The sequence below is a fragment of the Dictyobacter kobayashii genome, assembly GCF_003967555.1.
Classification (GTDB): domain Bacteria; phylum Chloroflexota; class Ktedonobacteria; order Ktedonobacterales; family Ktedonobacteraceae; genus Dictyobacter; species Dictyobacter kobayashii.
Window position 1 is genome coordinate 384,428 of record NZ_BIFS01000002.1, and the last position, 18,088, is coordinate 402,515.

12 protein-coding genes are annotated in these 18,088 nt (G+C 51.1%); 6 read left to right on the forward strand and 6 right to left on the reverse strand.

What is annotated here, in order from left to right:
• Positions 1 to 31: 31 nt before the first annotated feature.
• From EL645_RS28430 to EL645_RS28455, 6 genes are all read right to left on the reverse strand, one after another.
• Positions 32 to 1,066 carry a LacI family DNA-binding transcriptional regulator gene (locus EL645_RS28430; RefSeq protein WP_126554916.1) on the reverse strand — a complete coding sequence of 345 codons (1,035 nt, stop codon included), beginning with the start codon at positions 1,064 to 1,066 and terminating at the stop codon, positions 32 to 34.
• 895 nt (positions 1,067 to 1,961) lie between these two features.
• Positions 1,962 to 3,476: a chitinase gene (locus tag EL645_RS28435; RefSeq protein ID WP_126554918.1), complete on the reverse strand. Its 1,515-nt coding sequence runs from the start codon at positions 3,474 to 3,476 to the stop codon at positions 1,962 to 1,964.
• A 92-nt stretch (positions 3,477 to 3,568) separates the two neighbouring features.
• Positions 3,569 to 5,839, reverse strand: a complete 2,271-nt coding sequence (locus EL645_RS28440) for a glycosyl hydrolase family 18 protein (protein ID WP_174845325.1) — start codon at positions 5,837 to 5,839, stop codon at positions 3,569 to 3,571.
• A 1,048-nt stretch (positions 5,840 to 6,887) separates the two neighbouring features.
• On the reverse strand, positions 6,888 to 7,652 hold the full coding sequence (locus tag EL645_RS28445; protein WP_126554922.1) for an SDR family NAD(P)-dependent oxidoreductase: 765 nt from the start codon (positions 7,650 to 7,652) through the stop codon (positions 6,888 to 6,890).
• A 20-nt stretch (positions 7,653 to 7,672) separates the two neighbouring features.
• Positions 7,673 to 8,473 carry an alpha/beta fold hydrolase gene (locus EL645_RS28450; RefSeq protein WP_126554924.1) on the reverse strand — a complete coding sequence of 267 codons (801 nt, stop codon included), beginning with the start codon at positions 8,471 to 8,473 and terminating at the stop codon, positions 7,673 to 7,675.
• A gap of 91 nt (positions 8,474 to 8,564) precedes the next feature.
• Positions 8,565 to 8,759 carry a hypothetical protein gene (locus EL645_RS28455; RefSeq protein ID WP_126554926.1) on the reverse strand — a complete coding sequence of 65 codons (195 nt, stop codon included), beginning with the start codon at positions 8,757 to 8,759 and terminating at the stop codon, positions 8,565 to 8,567.
• Positions 8,760 to 8,852: 93 nt separating this feature from the next.
• Between EL645_RS28455 and EL645_RS28460 the strand changes: the two genes are divergently transcribed.
• The 6 genes from EL645_RS28460 to EL645_RS43250 all read left to right on the forward strand — a co-directional run bounded on the left by EL645_RS28460 (position 8,853) and on the right by EL645_RS43250 (position 18,070).
• Positions 8,853 to 10,556, forward strand: coding sequence for an ATP-binding protein (locus tag EL645_RS28460; RefSeq protein WP_126554928.1), 1,704 nt, complete (start codon positions 8,853 to 8,855; stop codon positions 10,554 to 10,556).
• Positions 10,553 to 10,921 (forward strand): response regulator transcription factor, encoded by a 369-nt coding sequence (locus EL645_RS28465; protein WP_126554930.1) that lies wholly within the window; start codon positions 10,553 to 10,555, stop codon positions 10,919 to 10,921. The genes EL645_RS28460 and EL645_RS28465 overlap by 4 nt, the downstream gene beginning before the upstream one ends.
• Before the next feature lie 275 nt (positions 10,922 to 11,196).
• Positions 11,197 to 13,152, forward strand: coding sequence for an alpha-amylase family glycosyl hydrolase (locus EL645_RS28470; RefSeq protein ID WP_126554932.1), 1,956 nt, complete (start codon positions 11,197 to 11,199; stop codon positions 13,150 to 13,152).
• A gap of 327 nt (positions 13,153 to 13,479) precedes the next feature.
• Positions 13,480 to 14,718, forward strand: a complete 1,239-nt coding sequence (locus tag EL645_RS28475; protein ID WP_126554934.1) for an MFS transporter — start codon at positions 13,480 to 13,482, stop codon at positions 14,716 to 14,718.
• 363 nt (positions 14,719 to 15,081) lie between these two features.
• Entirely contained in the window at positions 15,082 to 16,452 is a 1,371-nt protein-coding gene (locus EL645_RS28480) for an ABC transporter permease (protein ID WP_126554936.1), read from the forward strand.
• Positions 16,453 to 16,480: 28 nt separating this feature from the next.
• Entirely contained in the window at positions 16,481 to 18,070 is a 1,590-nt protein-coding gene (locus tag EL645_RS43250) for an ABC transporter ATP-binding protein (protein WP_246035610.1), read from the forward strand.
• Positions 18,071 to 18,088: the final 18 nt, after the last annotated feature.

Genomic DNA, 18,088 nt, shown 5'->3' on the forward strand with positions numbered 1-18,088 from the left:
CGAACAACACAAAAAATTTACCAGATGACCACTAATGCTCTGTGATCGTCTTACAACCACAAGAACGGCGGATCATCAGTTCGGTCGAGAGCAAGATCTGCATTGGGGCACGCTCGGTACTGCTATTCTCACTCAGCATATCAAGCATCTGGCGAGCAGCCTGTCTGCCTATTTCACGCTTATATACTCTAATTGTTGTCAGAGGTGGCTCATACAGTTCGCTCATAGCCACATCGTCAAAACCAATTACCGCGACATCTTCAGGTACACGACGCCCCTGCTGAAGCAACTCACGCATAGCCCCTACGGCCATCGCATCATTAGCGGCAAACACCGCCGTCAGATTTGGAACAGCTTCCAGTGCCTGGCGCATTGCCAGGGCTCCGGTCTTCGCAGTCGTGGCATCTACATGAAAAACCATTGGGGTCAGATTGGCAGCAACCATGGCCTCTCGATATCCCTGCCCACGCATAAGTGAGCTATACCAGCTATTTGGTCCTAACAAAGATACAATCGCGCTGTGGCCATGCTGGATAAGATGCTCGGTCGCCTTTAGCCCCCCTTGCTTATTGTCACTGTTCACAGTATCAATCGATAGAGCCGCCAGATCGTTGTCAACCAACAATACGGGAATGCCCCGCTGCTGCAAATCAACGATCAAACGTGGTGGTATATCTGGTCCTGCCAGAATTACACCATCCACACGCCGCTCCATGACAGGTCGAAACTCGCTAGCCGATTTACTCTGTGTGACATCTATAGTCGTTATAAGCAGATGGTAGCCATGGTTAGACAATTCAGACTCTAGACTACGCATGATAATTGGGTAAAATGGATCATCGTTGAGAGAGTCCGACTTGCTGCTGACCACAAAACAGATCGTTTCTGTACGCGATGTTGCCAATCCACGACCAACCATTGACACAGAATACTGCATCTCCTGCGCTACTGTCAGCACACGTTGCCTTGTCTCTTCTTTAACACCACCCTTGCCATTAAGAGCACGCGATGCTGTGGCAATCGATACGCCTGCTTTCGCAGCAATCTCTTCCAGACCTTCCGACATATCTTTCCTCGATGAAAATAATAAGTAAGCGTTTGCAAAAAGTATACATAAGTTTATTGCATTCTGTCAATACTTCCCATGGGAATGACCAGGGCTTTTTCATGTTCGTCCAGAGAATGTACATCTTTCAGACGTGGAGTGTGTGTGGTAGGCGGCCGCACAATACCGTTGAGATACGAAGAATTGGAGCTCAGAAACACGGGATTGGAGCCTGCTCCCCCTTTTCCCTTCCTGTACGAAAAATCGACAAGAAAGACGATGTCATAGGTTCGGGCCCATAGGTTCGGGCCCATAGGTTCGGGCCTCAGCGCCCGATTGCCCCACCGGTAGTGGGGCCCGGTATCCCAGCGCTGAGGCACCCCATGGTATTTGCCCTTCCTTCACGCGGTGCCCACACACGGACCATGCGTTTGGGCACCGCGTGGGTCGAGATGTCGGTGACGAGAGACCAAGCGGCGAGGAGACCGGACCGCCCTACCGGGGCGGCAATCGGGCGCTGAGGCCCGAACCTATGACATCGCTTTTCTTGTTGCCTGGATGCTCAAAGAAAGGTAGAGGACTTGTCGTCCGATAGCAATCACCATGTTTGAGCTTTTCTTATCTCAACGGTATTGGGCGGCCGCGGCCGCCCACCATACACTCCACACCCCCAACCCGGCGTCGCAGGCGCCAAAGACGTATTTCCGCATGGACCTCCTGGGCATTGCCTGAATGGCGGAAGCCAATTATCTATGGGCGAAGGTAAAGGGGGCGAATGACTGGCTTTCTCAGCCAATAGGAGGTTTGCTGCTGCTCTGGATTGGCTTGCTAGCTCGCACTAGACAATATAAACCCCTTCTGGTTCCTTTCGCACCTCGGGTGGAGATGGAGCAGGAAGCAGAAGGGGTAGCATTCTTTAAGGGAGTGTTGTAAGGTGTGCGCCGACTGTATGTGCGAAGTTGAAACTATTGGATGCATCCCAGTTAATTGACCAGGTCATTGCTCCACGAATGGTTGGATATGTCGTAGCTGGTTTGAACGAACCACAATGCGTACCCGTTGCCAGGCAATCCAGGGCGTCATTGACCACGGATGGTGCCACATATCCGCTACCGGCTGCGGCACTTACCGCCGGCACCCCGATACCCACCTGGTCAGGTCGTAAGCCACCTTGCAATTCGATACAACTCAGCGCCGTCAAAAAGTCTTCTGAGCCCTCAGAGTAAACTTTTCCATCGCATCCATTCATACTGCCCGAATTATAGTACTGCATATTAACCACGGTCAGGATGTTCTGGATCTGTAAGGCCAGTTGGAAGTAAGCACTGGAGGTTGACTGCATATCAATCGTCTGAGGCGCTAGCGTAATAATGAGATTGGGGCCAGCCAGGGCCGAGAGTTTCTGTAAAGCACTGCTCATATAGGTTGGATTGATGCTGTTTTCAAGATCAATATCCACCCCATCAAAGCCGTAGGTACTCATTATCTGATATACACTGTTCGCGAAGTTCGTTGCTGCGGTCGCGTCGCCAACGCTGATCGTGCCATTTTGACCGCCAACGGAGATAATGACTTTCTTCCCCTGGGCATGAAGCGTCGCGATATCGCTGCTAAATTGCGCTGCCGTATAGCCTCCCAGGGCGGAGGAGAGCCCTGAATCAATGCCAAATGTTACCCCTCCTGGAGTGGTGGGATCAGCATTGGCAAAGGCGACGGCAATTAGATTATATTGCGCATCGACTGCGCTCAATCTTAATGCCGGGGCGTTATTCGTAAAGTCTTGCCAGTATCCAGTCAAAATATGTTTGGGCAGCCCTCCTCCGCAAGCTGGACACGGCGTTGGTGTGGCTGTCGGTATGACGGTGGGAGTGGGCGATGGGGTAGTCGTGGCTGTTGGTGATGGTGTATTGGTTGGCGTTGGCGTTGGCGTACCTGTGCCACCCGGACCGCTCAGGCTTACATCATCCACATAGCTGCTGCTCTGGGCATACCAGCTATGAATATAGATGGTGACGCTATTGGTGGAGCTTCCTGTTGTAAAAGTATAAGATAACTGCGTGTAGCTGCTGCTACTCAGCCAGTTGCTGCCATAGCCATTGGCGCCCAGATACATATATGATCCATCCACATATGCACTGAGGGTGTACGCCGCGTTGGGTTGTACACTGATGGTCTGTGAGCATTGGCCGGTTGTAGCATTGCTGGGATTTATTTGTAGCGCGTGGGCACCACTATGCACTGGACTACCGACGACTGTATCCCCTGCATCACAACTCCAACCACTGAGATCACCCGTCTCAAAACCAGGGTTGGCAACAAGGTTCCCTCCAGCAGCCAAAGCTCCTGATGGTCTATTAAAGATGAGGATCATTATCATACTGCCAAGCAGCAACAATATGACAAATATGTGTGGGATTTTTGTGCGGAACATTGCATTGTTCTCCTTGCATTCTATGCTCAATATGCTTCTAATAGAGAGGTTGCGCGAGACCGGCGGGCCTGAACTGCGCCGGTCTCTCAACCTTAACTTAGCGAAACATCATCGACATAGACATTTCCCTGGCTGTACCATCCATGCACATAGATAGTAATACTTGTGGTTGTAGCACCTGCGGTGAATGAATAACTTAGCAATCCATAACTACTGTTATTCGTCCAATTGTTACCAGAGCTGTTCACACCCAGATAGGCGTAGTTTCCCTGTACATATGCCTTCAATGTATAGGTGTGATTCGCCTGTACATTGATCGTTTGTGTACACTGCCCGGTGGTTGAATTGGAAGGAGCCAGTTGTAGCGCATGAGCGCCGCTATGCACCGGACTACTGACGACCGTATCTCCTGCATCACAACTCCAACCACTGAGATCCCCTGACTCAAAACCTCCATTCGCTACCAGATTGCCCGGAGTCGGTGTCGGTGATGGAGTTGGCGTTGAGGTCGGGTTTGGTGTCGGCGTTGGCGTTGGTGTTGGTGTTGAGGTTGGATTGGGCGTTGGCGATGGCGTTGGATTGGGCGTTGGCGATGGCGTTGGGTTTGGCGTGGGAGTTGGTGTCGGGATCGTGCCACCTGACAGACCATCCGTGATTGCATTGAGTAAGGTGTCAGCTGGATCATTTTGATCGAGGGAGAACATCATGGCTCCAGCCAGGTTATGATTCTTGATATAGGAGGTTTTCGCCGCGATTGATTGCGGGGTGTCTCCGGTATAAAAGTTTGTGCCATCATAAATCCAGGCTGCCTGGGTAGTAGGGTCAAAGAAGTTGTCATTGGCGTTACCGGTCAAGCCTACGGCTGCCAGCTCTTTATAATCTACGGTTCCCGCTTGCTGGCTGTATGGGAAGGAGGAAGATGGACCGGTGGCCGTTTGATAGAGGCCATGGTTGCTTCCTGCCGGAACTCCTGTCCAGCCGCGATAGTAAAGCGGAATACCCATCACGACCTTGCTGGCAGGGAATCCTCCTGGTATTCCATAGCTAGCTGAACCTGCTGTCCAGTCATGGATAGAGGCGTCAATCGTATATTTTTCGTTGCCAGGTGCGATTGGCTGCGATGGATCGTTTGGCGAGGAGTAGAGTGGGTCCTGGAAGTTGGTCGGGCCTGAGCTATCCCAGCTTCCATGCATGTCATATGTCATGACATCAGCATAATCAAGGTATTTACCAATCTGGTCGGTCTGAATGTGGGCAATTTTGTCTTGTCCCGAAGGTACCGCCGCTGTCAGTTGGAAGTGTTTGCCGATACTTCCACCATAGCTATCTAATTCGTTGCGGAACTCCTGTAACAACAGGGTATAATTCGCGGTGTCCTGAGCACCATAATGGTTGCCAGTGTGTCCGGCGGTGCCGGGATATTCCCAGTCGATGTCGAAGCCGTCAAAGATACCCGCCGCGGCGGCTGGACCACCTGAAGAGTCACCGCTGATACCCGTGGGAACGTTGCCTTTGAGAAACATTGAGATACATGAGCTGACAAATTTTTGCCGTGATGTAGCGGTCGCGGCCACATCCGAAAAATATTTGGAATAGGTCCAGCCACCAAGTGAAAGCAACACTTTCAGATTGGGATACTTTGCCTTGAGCTCGCGTAGCTGGTTGAAGTTTCCTTTGATTGGCTGGCTATAGGAATCGCTGCTCCCATCGACGGAATTCGAACTGTAACTCTTCTGGTAATCGGCAAACGCGTCACCCGCCCCATCACCTGCATTAGGGTCACTTTCATTGCTTGCATCGGATGCCTTAATGGTCTCAAAGCAAGTGAGATTGGTGGGATCGATGTTCTCAAAATCATAAATAATGGTCGTTAGTCTGGAGGCTGCCCCGGATGTATCCACATTTGAGGGATAGTAGCTGTTACCATAGATCCCCCATTGATCAAAATAAGCAATGCTTTGATAAGGGGTACTGCCTGACGCCTGGGTTGATGCTGTAAGTGCCGGACTCTGCGCCGAGGTATTTCCATCTTTATCATACGCTTGCACCGTAAATGTATAGCTGGTCGAGGCAAGCAATGAACTAATCGTCACAGAAGTTCCCATTGAGGTTGCTACGATTTGTGAACCGTGATACACATAGTAGGCTGGCACATCCCCTGTTCCTGAATTATCAGTAGAAGCAGACCAGCTAAGGGTGATGGACTGTGGCCCGGTAGAGACTACCGCCACATTGGAAGGGGTTGAAACGATGCTAGCTTCTGGAGCTCCATGTGCGATTGAAGGCACATAGAAGAGAGTGATCAGTAACAGCAGGAGAGTTAGACTGACTCCCCCGGCCCGCCACAATTTTGCTTTTCCCACGAGGTACTCCTTGCATTTATTTGTTGAGCAATCCATGCTACAAATCCTATGCTTGACCAGTTGACCTGAATACAGTTCAAGTAACAAGGGAATAGGCGTATTTACCGTTTTTATGGCCTCCCTGTCTTTCGTACATCAAGTTGTTAGAACAACCGAGTGTCTATTCTCAATAGAATAATTTAGACAGGTAAGTCATGCCTATAAGAATTATTATGCTGTAGACCCCATCCTTTCTACTTCACCATGAAGCCACTCTAATTCCTTGCCTAAAAAACTGACAATTTCTACAAAAAAGCTTTCGTACTTTCTATGCCTTTGCTGAAAGTGTACCTTAAGCTCGTACATATGTCAATATGTATATACCAGTTGGTAGGGCTTTTTCATGGTCGTCCAGAGATCACGAGCCAGCGATACGACGGACCTTCTTTCAGGTGTGGAGTGTGCGTGATGGGCGGCTGCGGCCGCCCAATACCGTTGAGATACGAAGAATTGGAGCTCAGAAACACGGGATTGGAGCCTGCACCTTTTTACCCTCCCGACACGAAAAATTAACAAGAATAATGAATTGTATAGGTTCGGGGCTTGTCCCCGATTTGCCTCACCGCTAGTGAGGCCCGGTATCCTCGTCACTCGGTCGCTTATCTCTGAGACCTCGACCCATGCGGTACCCAAAAGGATGGTCCATGTTTGGGCACCGCGTGAAAGAAAGGGTCATGCCACGGGGTACCCTGGCGCAGAGATACTGGGCCGCCGGCTCTGCGGAGGGCGGCAATCGGGGACAAGCCCCGAATCTATACAATTCGTGTTTCATGCTGCCTGGTTGCTCAATGAAAGGTAGAGGGGCTTGTCCTCATCCAGGTCGTTCAGAAGCAGTGGAGCTCAGAAACGATGATGTCCATCTGCCGCATGCTGTCGAAAGGCCACCTCTGGCGTGGCTTTCCAGGCCGATATCCGATGCCCCCCATGTTTGAGCTTCTCTTATCTCAACGGTATTGGGCGGCCGCAGCCACCCACCACACACTCCCAACCCGGCACCGCAGGCGCCAAATTAGAAATAGTTTGAGGATATACCTCCATCGATCGTCATCCAGGTGCCGGTTGTCCAGGAGGATTCGTCAGAGGCCAGATATAAGGCAAAATAAATGATGTCGTTGATCAGCCCAAAGCGTCCAAGAGGAATACGAGTGAGACGGCGGTTGCGCTCTTCCTCACTGGTCCAGAGGTGATCAAGCAGTCCTGTATTAATAGGTCCTGGACAGATGGCGTTGCAACGAATGCCGGCCGGACCATATTGTACTGCCAGTGATTTTGTGAGTGCTAGCAAGCCACCTTTGGAGACTCCATAGGCCTCTTGTGGTACGGTAGAGCCTAGAAAAACAACCATCGAAGAGATGTTGATGATGGAGCCGTGCTGTTGCTTCACCATATAAGGGAGAGTATATTTACAGCACAGGAAGGTGCTTTTCAAGTTCACAGCCATAATATGATCCCAGGTTTCTTCACTGGTATCAATAACGCTGGTATCCGCGGCTGGCATGATGCCAGCATTATTATATAGAATATCAATGGCGCCAAAAGTGCTAATACCTGTCTCTACCAGATGCTGGACATCTTTTGCAGCGGCCACATTTGCTGGCACAAATATTGCCTTTCCACCAGCCGCTTGAATGCTTTGGGCGGCTTCAATACCTTCTTGTTCCGCGATATCAGTTAGAATGATACTGGCCCCTTCACGCGCAAATAGCTCTGCCGCAGCTCGACCCATTCCGCGAGCTGAACCTGTAATTAAAGCCACCTTGTTCTGTAAGCGCATTGTCTCTCTCCCATCTCATACTACAGGTTGGTAAGGAAAGCACTGATCGCTTCGTTGACCAACGCGGGCTCCTCAACCGTTGATGTATGCCCGGCTCCAGGTATGATAACCAGCTGTGAGCCAGCAATTCTGTCGTGAAGTCGCTGAGCGTTCACTGGTGGCGTGGCTACATCCTGCTCACCAACGATAATCAATGTCGGGACACGGATCTTCTCAATCTCGTCATAGATACTCTGGCGCTCGACCACCCCTATGGTGGCGCGGGCGCTGCCGATGCGATTATTGTTGATAAGTCGCTGCCGCCACACCTGGCGCTGCTCACTTCGTACTGGATCTTGCAGAAACTTCTGACCAAACATCGTCTTCATCACGGGGTCGCTGACCAGGCGCATACCTGTCCAACGCCCAACAAAGGCAAGCTGTCTGTACTGGGATTGATGTTCGCTGGTTTCTGGATCAGCGGAGGTTTCCAACAGCAGCAGCGAACGGAGCAGTTCAGGTCTCCGTGCAGCCAGGCGCATGCCCACGAAACCACCCATCGAGAGCCCTAGAAAATGACAGGGCGCGCCCCCCAGCACCTCGATAAGGGCGGCGGCATCCTCGTAGAGCGTTTCCATATCGTAACCATCACGCGTTACTTCACTCTGACCCTGGCCACGATGATCAAAGGCGATACAGCGGTAGCGATTGCGTAGCAACGCTACCTGCTCATCAAACATACGACAACTCCAGAGCAAGCCGTGCGAAAAAAAGATCGTTTCGGGGCCGTTGCCCTGTTCCTCATAATACAGCTCAACACCATTGACGCGCATACGGGGCATACCTTGCTCCTTCCTGCTGCTCTTCTATAATTCGCAGGTAGTATATCACATATATCCTTACACACCGCTTTAAAACGCAATAGCATGCCCTTCAATCGTATGAGCACAGCTGTCTGACAGGCGCACCCGTTTCCTCGCCACTGATCAAGTTGAATGGTTGAGTCAGTGGCAGCGGAGCGAGCCGCATCCAGGCGGCGGCTCGCTGCTGTGCTTGACCTGTTTTCGTATGTGGGTGTAGGATGAGCCATGGATACAGTCCAGTATGTGACGTTGATGAAACAAGCACTGTGGATGACACCCCTTCGTTGCCAGCCACAGATCAAGTCTGTTCTCAGGTTGACACCTGCCCTATTTTCTGAGATAAGAAAAAGGAAAAACTATGCGATCTATGGATAAAACAGGGCCAGAACGGTTCTCAACGCCCATTGCGCTCGACCGCGATCTCTTTATGCGACGGCTGATTGCCAGCCTGGGCCACCTCAATGAGGGCATTCTCGGTAGTGATCTTACTGGCGCCTATATTATGAATGTTGGACTCTCTATGGGAGCCGCCATTGAGGAGGAGTACAAGCGCTTCTGGGCCATTGATCGCTCTTTGACGCTCGATGAGTATGCCCATGTGATCGTTGATCTCAAACAAAAGATTCAGGGCAATTTTTCTTTGGTCTCAAAGGATGCGCAAAAGGTGGTGGTGCGCACCACTTCATGTCCCTTTGATACCCTGGTGCGCCAATCACCCTCGCTTTGCTTTATGACCAGTTCTGTCTTTGGTGGTATTGCCGCTCGCAACTTTGGCTATGCCAAGGTGGTCTTGCACCAGCGCATCGCCCTGGGCGATCCTGGTTGTTATGTCACTATCCATCTACAACGTACCCCAGAGGCCGTGGCCGCGCTTGGCAAAGAGTATGTCCCGGATTTGAACCGGGCGAGTCCAGACATTGCTGAACAACTCCATCTGATGGAACAGGTACAGCGCTTGCGTAAGCAGTTGGGCGAAACTACGTCCCGCTGGGAAGAGGTGATGCAGGAGGCGGCTGAAGCGATTGGCGCATTTGATCTGGATGGCTGCGTCACCTACGCGAATGCACGCTGGCGCGATCTCGTGGGCGTGGAGGGCGAAGAGGTAGTAGGCAATATTTTCGAGCAGTTGGTGGATGCTGAGGATCAGGCTGGTATCCACCAACTGCTCGCGCAAGCTGCCCAGGGCAAACGGGTAAGTGGACATCAGTTTCGGCTCCGCCATCGTACTGGCTCCCTGCGTACTTTACGTATGAGTGTGGGAGCCATTCGCGATGATCGAGGACATATTGTTGGAACCCTGGGCATCGTGCGCGACATCACCCATGAACGCGAAGCGCAACGGCTCAAAGATGAATTGCTGACCACAACTTCCCACGAGTTGCGTACACCGGTCACCACGATCCGTGGCCTTACCCAGGTGCTCTTGCGCGGCCTGGAGCAGGGACACGTGCCCAGCCCGGAGGTCTTAGCTCAACGCCTGCAGCTAATTCAACGGGAAACGGATCGACTTGCTCGTTTGAGCACTGATCTGACCGATGTCACTAAGTTACAGACCGATGCTCTTCCTCTCCGCCGAGAACACTTCGACGCGCGCTCAATGGTGGAAGAACTGGTAACAGGGCGACGTGAAGCGCTGCTGAAAGATAGGCGCTGGACGCTCAGTCTCAACCTTTCAGAACATCCACTTCCAGTATGGGGGGATCGTTCACGCCTTGAGCAGGTCCTCGATAATCTGCTCGACAATGCGATCAAATATTCTCCAGACGGTGGCGCGATTACAGTGGATACACAGCAGCAAGGGGATAAAGTTCAGATCTCCATCACTGATTCAGGCATAGGTATTCCTGAACCGGACATTCCTCAGATGTTCACTCCTTTTTTCCGTGCCTCCAATGCTTCAACCTATCACTTTCCAGGCATCGGGCTTGGATTATACTTGTGCCAGAGTATCGTCCATGCACACGGAGGCACGATTACTGTGACGAGCCAGGAAGGACAGGGCGCTACGTTCCTACTCTCATTGCCTGATGCAAGTCAGCAACCAGTAGAGGAGGAAGCGTGAGCAGTCTCGTACTGGTGGTCGATGATGATCCAGGGGTACAGGAGTTTCTCCAGGTTGCACTAGAAGCAGAAGGGTATCAGGTCGCCATTGCCTACAATGGCAAGAATGCACTAGAACAGCTGGCAACCATCACGCCAGACTTGATCTTACTCGATCTAATGATGCCTCAAATGAATGGCTATGCTTTTGTGCAGGTACTCCAACAGCAAGGACGCCGCTCAGCTTTTAAGCTGCTTGTCCTGACGGCAGATGCCCAGGCCAAAGAAAAGGCCGCCCTGGTGGGAGCCGATGCCTATCTGATCAAGCCGTTCGATCTGATGGATCTGTTAGACACCATTAGCAGATTGCTGACAAAAGTGCCTTGATCCCGGGGAAGGATATACTCTGCCTGATAATCCTGAACGGTTTCATACACTGGCTTGATGAGACCAACAGCCTATCAACTATGACCTCTAAGTCACTATCTATGTTTTTACGACTGTATACGCTATAATTTATGAGCTAACCTATTGCAAGAATTATATAGATACATGAAGTACTCTCAAAGACACATGAGATTCTTAAAGCACATATAACACTAATGTGCTGAATATACACTTCATCCCATTGCAATTATATATCGTGGAGGCCCCTGACTAGCATGACTTCATCACAAGGCACATGGCCAATATTGCACGCTCACCTGCTTGAAATTTTTAAGGATAATGGACAGAGCACCCTCTTTTTAACACGACTTGAGGAGCGCTTCGCTCGCCTTTCAGAGCTATTATTTAGCCTGTATGGTGACCGAGCTGATTTTACTGAACAACTTGAACGCATCTGTACGACAGCGGCACACGCATTTATTGCGCGCTCACCAGAATTACATGCCCTGGATGCCAGCCGGAATCCTGACTGGTTTCAACAGGCATCGATGGTGGGAGGTGTTTGCTATGTCGATCGCTATGCCGGCAATTTAGCTGGTATCCGGGCACGTATCCCTTATTTTCAAGAACTTGGATTGACATATTTGCATTTAATGCCACTTTTCGCTGCTCCAGAGTCATTTAATGACGGGGGGTACGCGGTCAGTGATTTTCGCGCCGTACGTCCTCAGCTAGGTACAATGGCGGAATTGGCGGACCTGGCGTCCGAGTTGCGCGCGCATGGGATCAGCCTGGTGCTGGATATGGTTATGAACCATACCTCCGATGAGCATGAGTGGGCATTACGCGCCAGGGAAGGCGACCAGAGCTATCAAGATTACTATCGCATGTTTCCTGACGATACGATCCCAAAGCGCTATGAACAAAATTTGCGCGAAATTTTCCCCGCCCAGGCTCCTGGAAACTTCACCTATGTGCCTGAAGTACAGCGCTGGGTCTGGACAACCTTCCATAACTACCAATGGGATCTCAATTATGCCAATCCGGCCCTTTTTAATGCCATGCTCGATGAGATGCTTTTCCTGGCCAATCAGGGTGTAGAGGTGCTCCGGATTGATGCGGTTCCTTTCCTCTGGAAAGAGTTGGGCACAAATTGTGAGAATCTTCCACAGGCTCATGCTATAGTGGAAGCCCTCAATCTGCTCATCCAGATTGTCGCGCCGGCCACCATCTTCAAAGCTGAGGCGATCGTTCATCCTGATGAAATCGCCAGATATATCGGTCCGGAATGCGCTATCAGCTATAATCCATTGCTTATGGTTTTGCTGTGGGAGGCACTAGCGTCCGGCTGGACACATTTGCTGCAGCATAGCATGGTTAAGCGTTTTGCCATTCCAACCAATACTGCCTGGGTGAATTATATACGCAGTCACGATGATATCGGTTGGGGCTTTGCAGATGAAGACTGCGCCGAAGTGGGTATCGATGGTGGCATCCATCGTATTTTCTTGAATCGCTTTTATACCGGTCAGGTAGAAGGTAGCTTCGCGGCAGGACTTCCTTTTGGCTATAATCCACGTACAGGAGATATGCGCATTAGTGGCACTACCGCTTCGTTGGCGGGCCTGGAAAAAGCTCAACATAGTGGAGACCCTTATCAACTGGACCTGGCTATCCGACGCATCCTGGCTATGATGGGTATCATCCTGACGGCTGGTGGTATTCCATTGTTCTATCTTGGAGACGAACTGGGCACGCTCAACGATTATAGCTACCAACACGATATAACCAGGACGAACGACAGTCGCTGGGTGCACCGACCGGCCGCGAATCAGGACCTGCTGGCGCAACGACATGATCCTACCACCGTTGCTGGACGCATATTTGGTGCCCTGCAACGTATGATCGCCCTGCGCAAATCCAATCCTATCTTTGGGGCCGATCAACCAACACAGTGGTTAAATAACATCGATAAACATACGGTCCTGTTTGTACGTCAACAGGGACTGCAGCGTATCTATGTAGCAGCTAATTTCAGTGCCTATACCCAATCGCTCGATCTGCGTCAGTTTGTCGCCAGTCAACATACAACCGACCTGCTCACAGAAAGACGCTATGCAAGAGATGAGCCATTGACACTTGCACCCTATGAAATGGTCTGGCTACATAGTGATGGTCATGAATCAGCCTCCATTGACACCGATGCGGTCTCAATGCTATCATCTGGCTGATGAGTAAAAGATATCTGTTCCCCTCAGGCGGTGTGAAACCGCTTTTGACCACATAAGCCCGGCACAGATCGCGCTTACGTGGCTGTTTGTGAATAGCGACATCCTTACACGCAGCGCTGATCGCGTTGGTGCGAGGATGTGTGTTGCCTTCATCCTGAGATGTATCTCAGCCCCGTATTGATTGAACCCCTCCTGTGTTGCCGGGCTCCTTTTCCTTTCTTCCTTTCTCGCAGAAATACGTCGAACGAAAGGATGTTTCATGGTCAATACTACCTTCAACCGCCGGAAGATTGAGCCTATTTACCATAGAGAAAGCGACCAGAATGTATGGACAAAGACATCATTCCTCAACAGCCCGTTTCCCTTTGGCGCAATCGTGACTATCTTTTGCTTTGGCTCGGCCAGGCCGTCTCCTCGCTCGGCACGAGTTGCACGCAGTTCGCGTTTCCACTACTCATTGTGGGACTGACGCGTTCGATCGCTGCTGCCGGGCTGGCGTATAGCCTGGGGCAGCTTCCCTACGTCCTGCTGAGCCTACCCGCCGGGGCACTGGTGGATCGCTGGCCGCGCAAACGCGTGATGCTTCTCTGTACCTTCTGCTTGATGGTGTGCGTGGCAAGCATTCCCCTGGCGCTGTTCCTGACCAGCGGACCACTGCGGTTGCTTCTCCTCTACGCCATAGCATTTGGCCTGGGAGCCATTTCGCTTTTCGACGAGCTGGCCCAATCGGCAGCACGGGCATGGATCGTGCCAAAGAGCCAGCTCCCCACAGCAGTCGCACAGAACGAGTTGATAGTTGGCTCCAGCGCGCTTGTCGGACCCGCGCTGGGCAGCTTGCTCTTTAGCATCAGCAGGCTGCTTCCGTTCGTCACAGACGCGCTTTCCTCTCTGATCTTGCTCAGCTCATTGCTCTCCATACGCTCGCCCATGCAAGACGAACGGAGGACGGAGCGTCACCACCTGCTCTTAGAAGTGCGCGAGGGACTCACCTGGTTGTGGGTGCATGAGGTCGTGCGCTCGATCCTCCTGATTTCCAGCTATGTCAACCTCACCATAACAGCCAGCGTGCTTCTCGTCCTGGCCATTGTGCAACAGCAGCATATTCCGTCGGTGCTCTACGGCCTGATCGTCGCGGCTGGCGGCATCGGGAACCTGCTTGGCACGGCGCTCTACCCGCCTTTACAGCGACGCATACGCTTTGGCAGAGCGTTGGGCTGTGCCCTGATCGTGTTCGTGTTCGTCTTTCCTCTCTATGGCTTCATCACGACGCCACTACTGTTGGGAGCCGTCTTCGCGAGCATCGCTCTCTCCGACTCGATCCGTGCTATCTTCATGGACAGTTATCGCTTCGCTGTTGTACCAGATGCCCTGCAAGGCCGCGTCAGTAGCATCTATCGCCTGACCTTGTTCAGCGTCCTCACCATCGGCTCCTCCGCACTCGGGCTGAGCCTGGAACATCTGGGCGTTTTACCGACCGTGGGCATCCTGTGGAGTGGCCTGCTTCTGATCACCGGATTTCTGTTTCTCTCTCGGCACATGCGGCAAGCGACATTACCACAAGCGTAAATCCTATCATGCCGTGTTAGGTCATTTACCATGTGGTGCTCAACATTGTTTTTATAATGTGGTGTAGAAAATGCGCCCAGCGCATTTTCTACACCACATTATAAAAACAGCTCGGGTGCGCCTGCGCACGTCCACATAAGGGCGGTACGCTTCCCATGATCATGGGAGTCAGACCCATTCTGGGACAAACAAAATCATCTGTCACAAAATACCCGCAGGTTTCTTGACCTTTCTTACAACTATTTTACAGTTAACTTAAATATTTCTGACAAAATTCCTCTATGCTTGGATGCGGAAAGAGCTTTATTTCAAATCTAATAATAAGGCGTGAGCAATGTGCTCATAATCACAAAGGGAGTATCTATGGATACAATTATACGAGGCATGAGAAATGTCCTTCGTAACCCGCTGCGCCTGATCATGGTAGTCTTGCTGTTGGGCGCAAGTTTAATGCTTGTAGCTGCAATGGTGAGTCTGAATGGGAGTGCGCAACAACAACTGGCCAATGTGCATAAAGAGGTGGGAACGGCTATTACTATTAATTATGTGACAAATAATAGCCAGGATGTCGGGCCAAATACAGGAGGGCAAGGACAAGCTGGTGATAACGCGGGACCGAATGGAGGTGGCGGCAGAGGCTTTTTTAATCAAGCAACCAGTACTCCAATCCCCAACACCACCATTACTACGGTCAAAAAACTGCCAGGCATCGCCACTGTTGAGGAGAGTTTGCGGCGTACTGACACAAATAGCACGCTGAAAACAAGCACGTTTCAAACTCCAAGTGGGCGATCGATCTCTCTTCCGCCTACCATCAACGGTATTTCAACGGATGCTACACATTTTACGCTGGCAGGTGGAAGCACACCTACACTCCAGTCGGGGCGTACATTTCAGGCAAGCGATGCCAATTCCTCTGTCGCTATGATGAGCCAGACGCTGGCAACGACCAACAACCTGACATTAGGCTCAACATTTAGCTTGAAAGGCAAAACTTTCACTGTCATTGGCCTCTATACAACCGATCAGACGTTTGCCAATAACTCACTCGTTATGCCGCTGACAGTCATGCAGAATATCTACTCGGTCAATGGGGTGGATTCGATTACAGCTTACGCACAGAGCTATGAACAGGTAAATACAGTAGCAAATAAATTGCGCACTACTCTGGGCAAATCTTATGATGTTGTCACAGAAGCTTCTACCTATGCTAATACCATTAACGCGCTTAATACGGCTCAAAATAGTATCCAGCTGGCACTGATCGTCTCTATTATCACTGCAACCCTCGTTATCATCTTTGCTGTCTTTATCACAGTGCACGAAAGAACCTCAGAAATAGGGGCACTCAAAGCTATTGGCGCGTCTCACTGGCAGGTAATTCGCCAGTTCTGGGGAGAAGTTCTGGCGCTCAGCGCTGCTGCCGCCATTATTGCGGTGGTCTTGCTCGCGACACTGGGGCCGGTGATCTCACAGGCATTCAATGTCTCTACTCCTGCCGCTACGACGACAGCACAGACCGGTTTTCGCGGTGGTCCCTTTGGCCCTGGTCGTAATCTCTTCGCATCCCAGGCCACACAGCTCAGCAACGTACACCTGTCTTCGGCAACGCTCAACGTTCAGACCTTGCTCATTATTGTAGGCCTGGGAATGGGGCTGGCAGTAATGACTAGCGTGATCCCAGCCTGGTACGTTGCACGCATCAAGCCAGCTGAAGTGTTGCGCCGAGGTTAATGCCTGAAACGAAAGCAGAGGGGTAACTATGAATCAAGATACAACTCCTGTGGATGAGGGGGAAGGTCAGGAATTCGAGGCAACGTCGCTACCAGTCCAATCGATAGGTGAGCAAAACGGGAAAGCAGTCACAATTGTAGCTGAGGGATTGAGCAAATATTTCACCCACCAGGGTGGTGAGATTAAGGCGGTTGATGGGGTCAGTTTTACCTTTACCGAACAACAATTTATCACGATTATGGGTCCTAGTGGGTCAGGCAAATCGACACTGCTTTATATTATAGGCGGTCTGGACCAGGCGACGGCTGGCACGATACTGGTTGATGGAGTGGATGTAAGATCTTTATCAGGGGCACAGGAACATCAATTCAGACGAAAAAAAATTGGTTTTGTGTTTCAATCGTTTCATTTGCTTCCCAATCTGACAGCGCTGGAAAATGTGATGCTCCCAATGCAATTAGCAGGTGAGCTCTCACCTGCAGATATGCGTGAACGAGCACGTACGCTGCTGCTAGAAGTGGGCATTAGTGAGGATCGACATGGCCATAGGCCAAACAAGTTGTCGGGCGGCCAACAACAACGCGTGGCCATCGCGCGTGCCCTGGCCAATGATCCTAAAATCATCCTCACTGATGAGCCCACCGGCAACCTGGATTACCGTAACGGGCAACGCATCATCGAATTGCTGAAAAAACTCTCCGCACAGGGCAAAACTGTAATCGTGGTGACGCATGATCGCGACATCGCCCGGCAGGCCGATGTACGCCTGCAGATGGAAGATGGTAAGATTGAGCCAATGCCAAAGTTCGCTAGCGACGCTGACTCTCCAACACGAATAGTCAGATCTGCCAGTTACTGGGAAGAGCAACCTGTGACGATCGTTGCTGAGGACCTGAACCGCTACTTCAAACATAGAGGTAGGCTGATCAAAGCAGTAGATGGGGCAAATTTTACCTTTACCGAACGACAATTTATCACGATTACTGGTCCTAGCGGGTCAGGAAAATCGACATTACTCTATGTTCTGGGTGGGCTAGATAAAGCGACAAAGGGGAAGTTACAGGTTGACGGCGTTGATGTCTTGCATCTTTCCGCGCGCAAGGAGAATCACTTTAGGCGAAATAAACTTGGCTTTGTATTTCAATCCTTTCATCTGCTCCCCAATCTGACGGCGCTGGAGAATGTGATGCTTCCTATGCAATTGGCAGGTGGACTCTCGCGCACAGAAATGCGCGAGCGGGCCCGCAACTTACTTTTCCAGGTTGGGATCAACGAGGAGCGACAAACCCATAGACCAAACAAGTTGTCGGGCGGCCAACAGCAGCGTGTAGCCATCGCGCGTGCCCTGGCCAATGATCCTAAAGTCATTCTTGCTGACGAGCCCACCGGCAATCTGGATTCTCATAATAGCAAGCGGATTATCGAACTGCTGAAAAAACTCTCTGAACAGGGCAAAACCGTGATCGTGGTGACACATGATCGTAACATTGCCAGGGATGCCGATATACGCCTGGAGATGGAAGATGGCCGCGTTAAAGGCGCAGGAATTTATGTGGCTCCGACACGCCCTACGGTCACAGTAACTCACAAGAAAAAAGGTAAAAGTAAAAAGAAGTAGAGAGATGCGCTAAAAAAC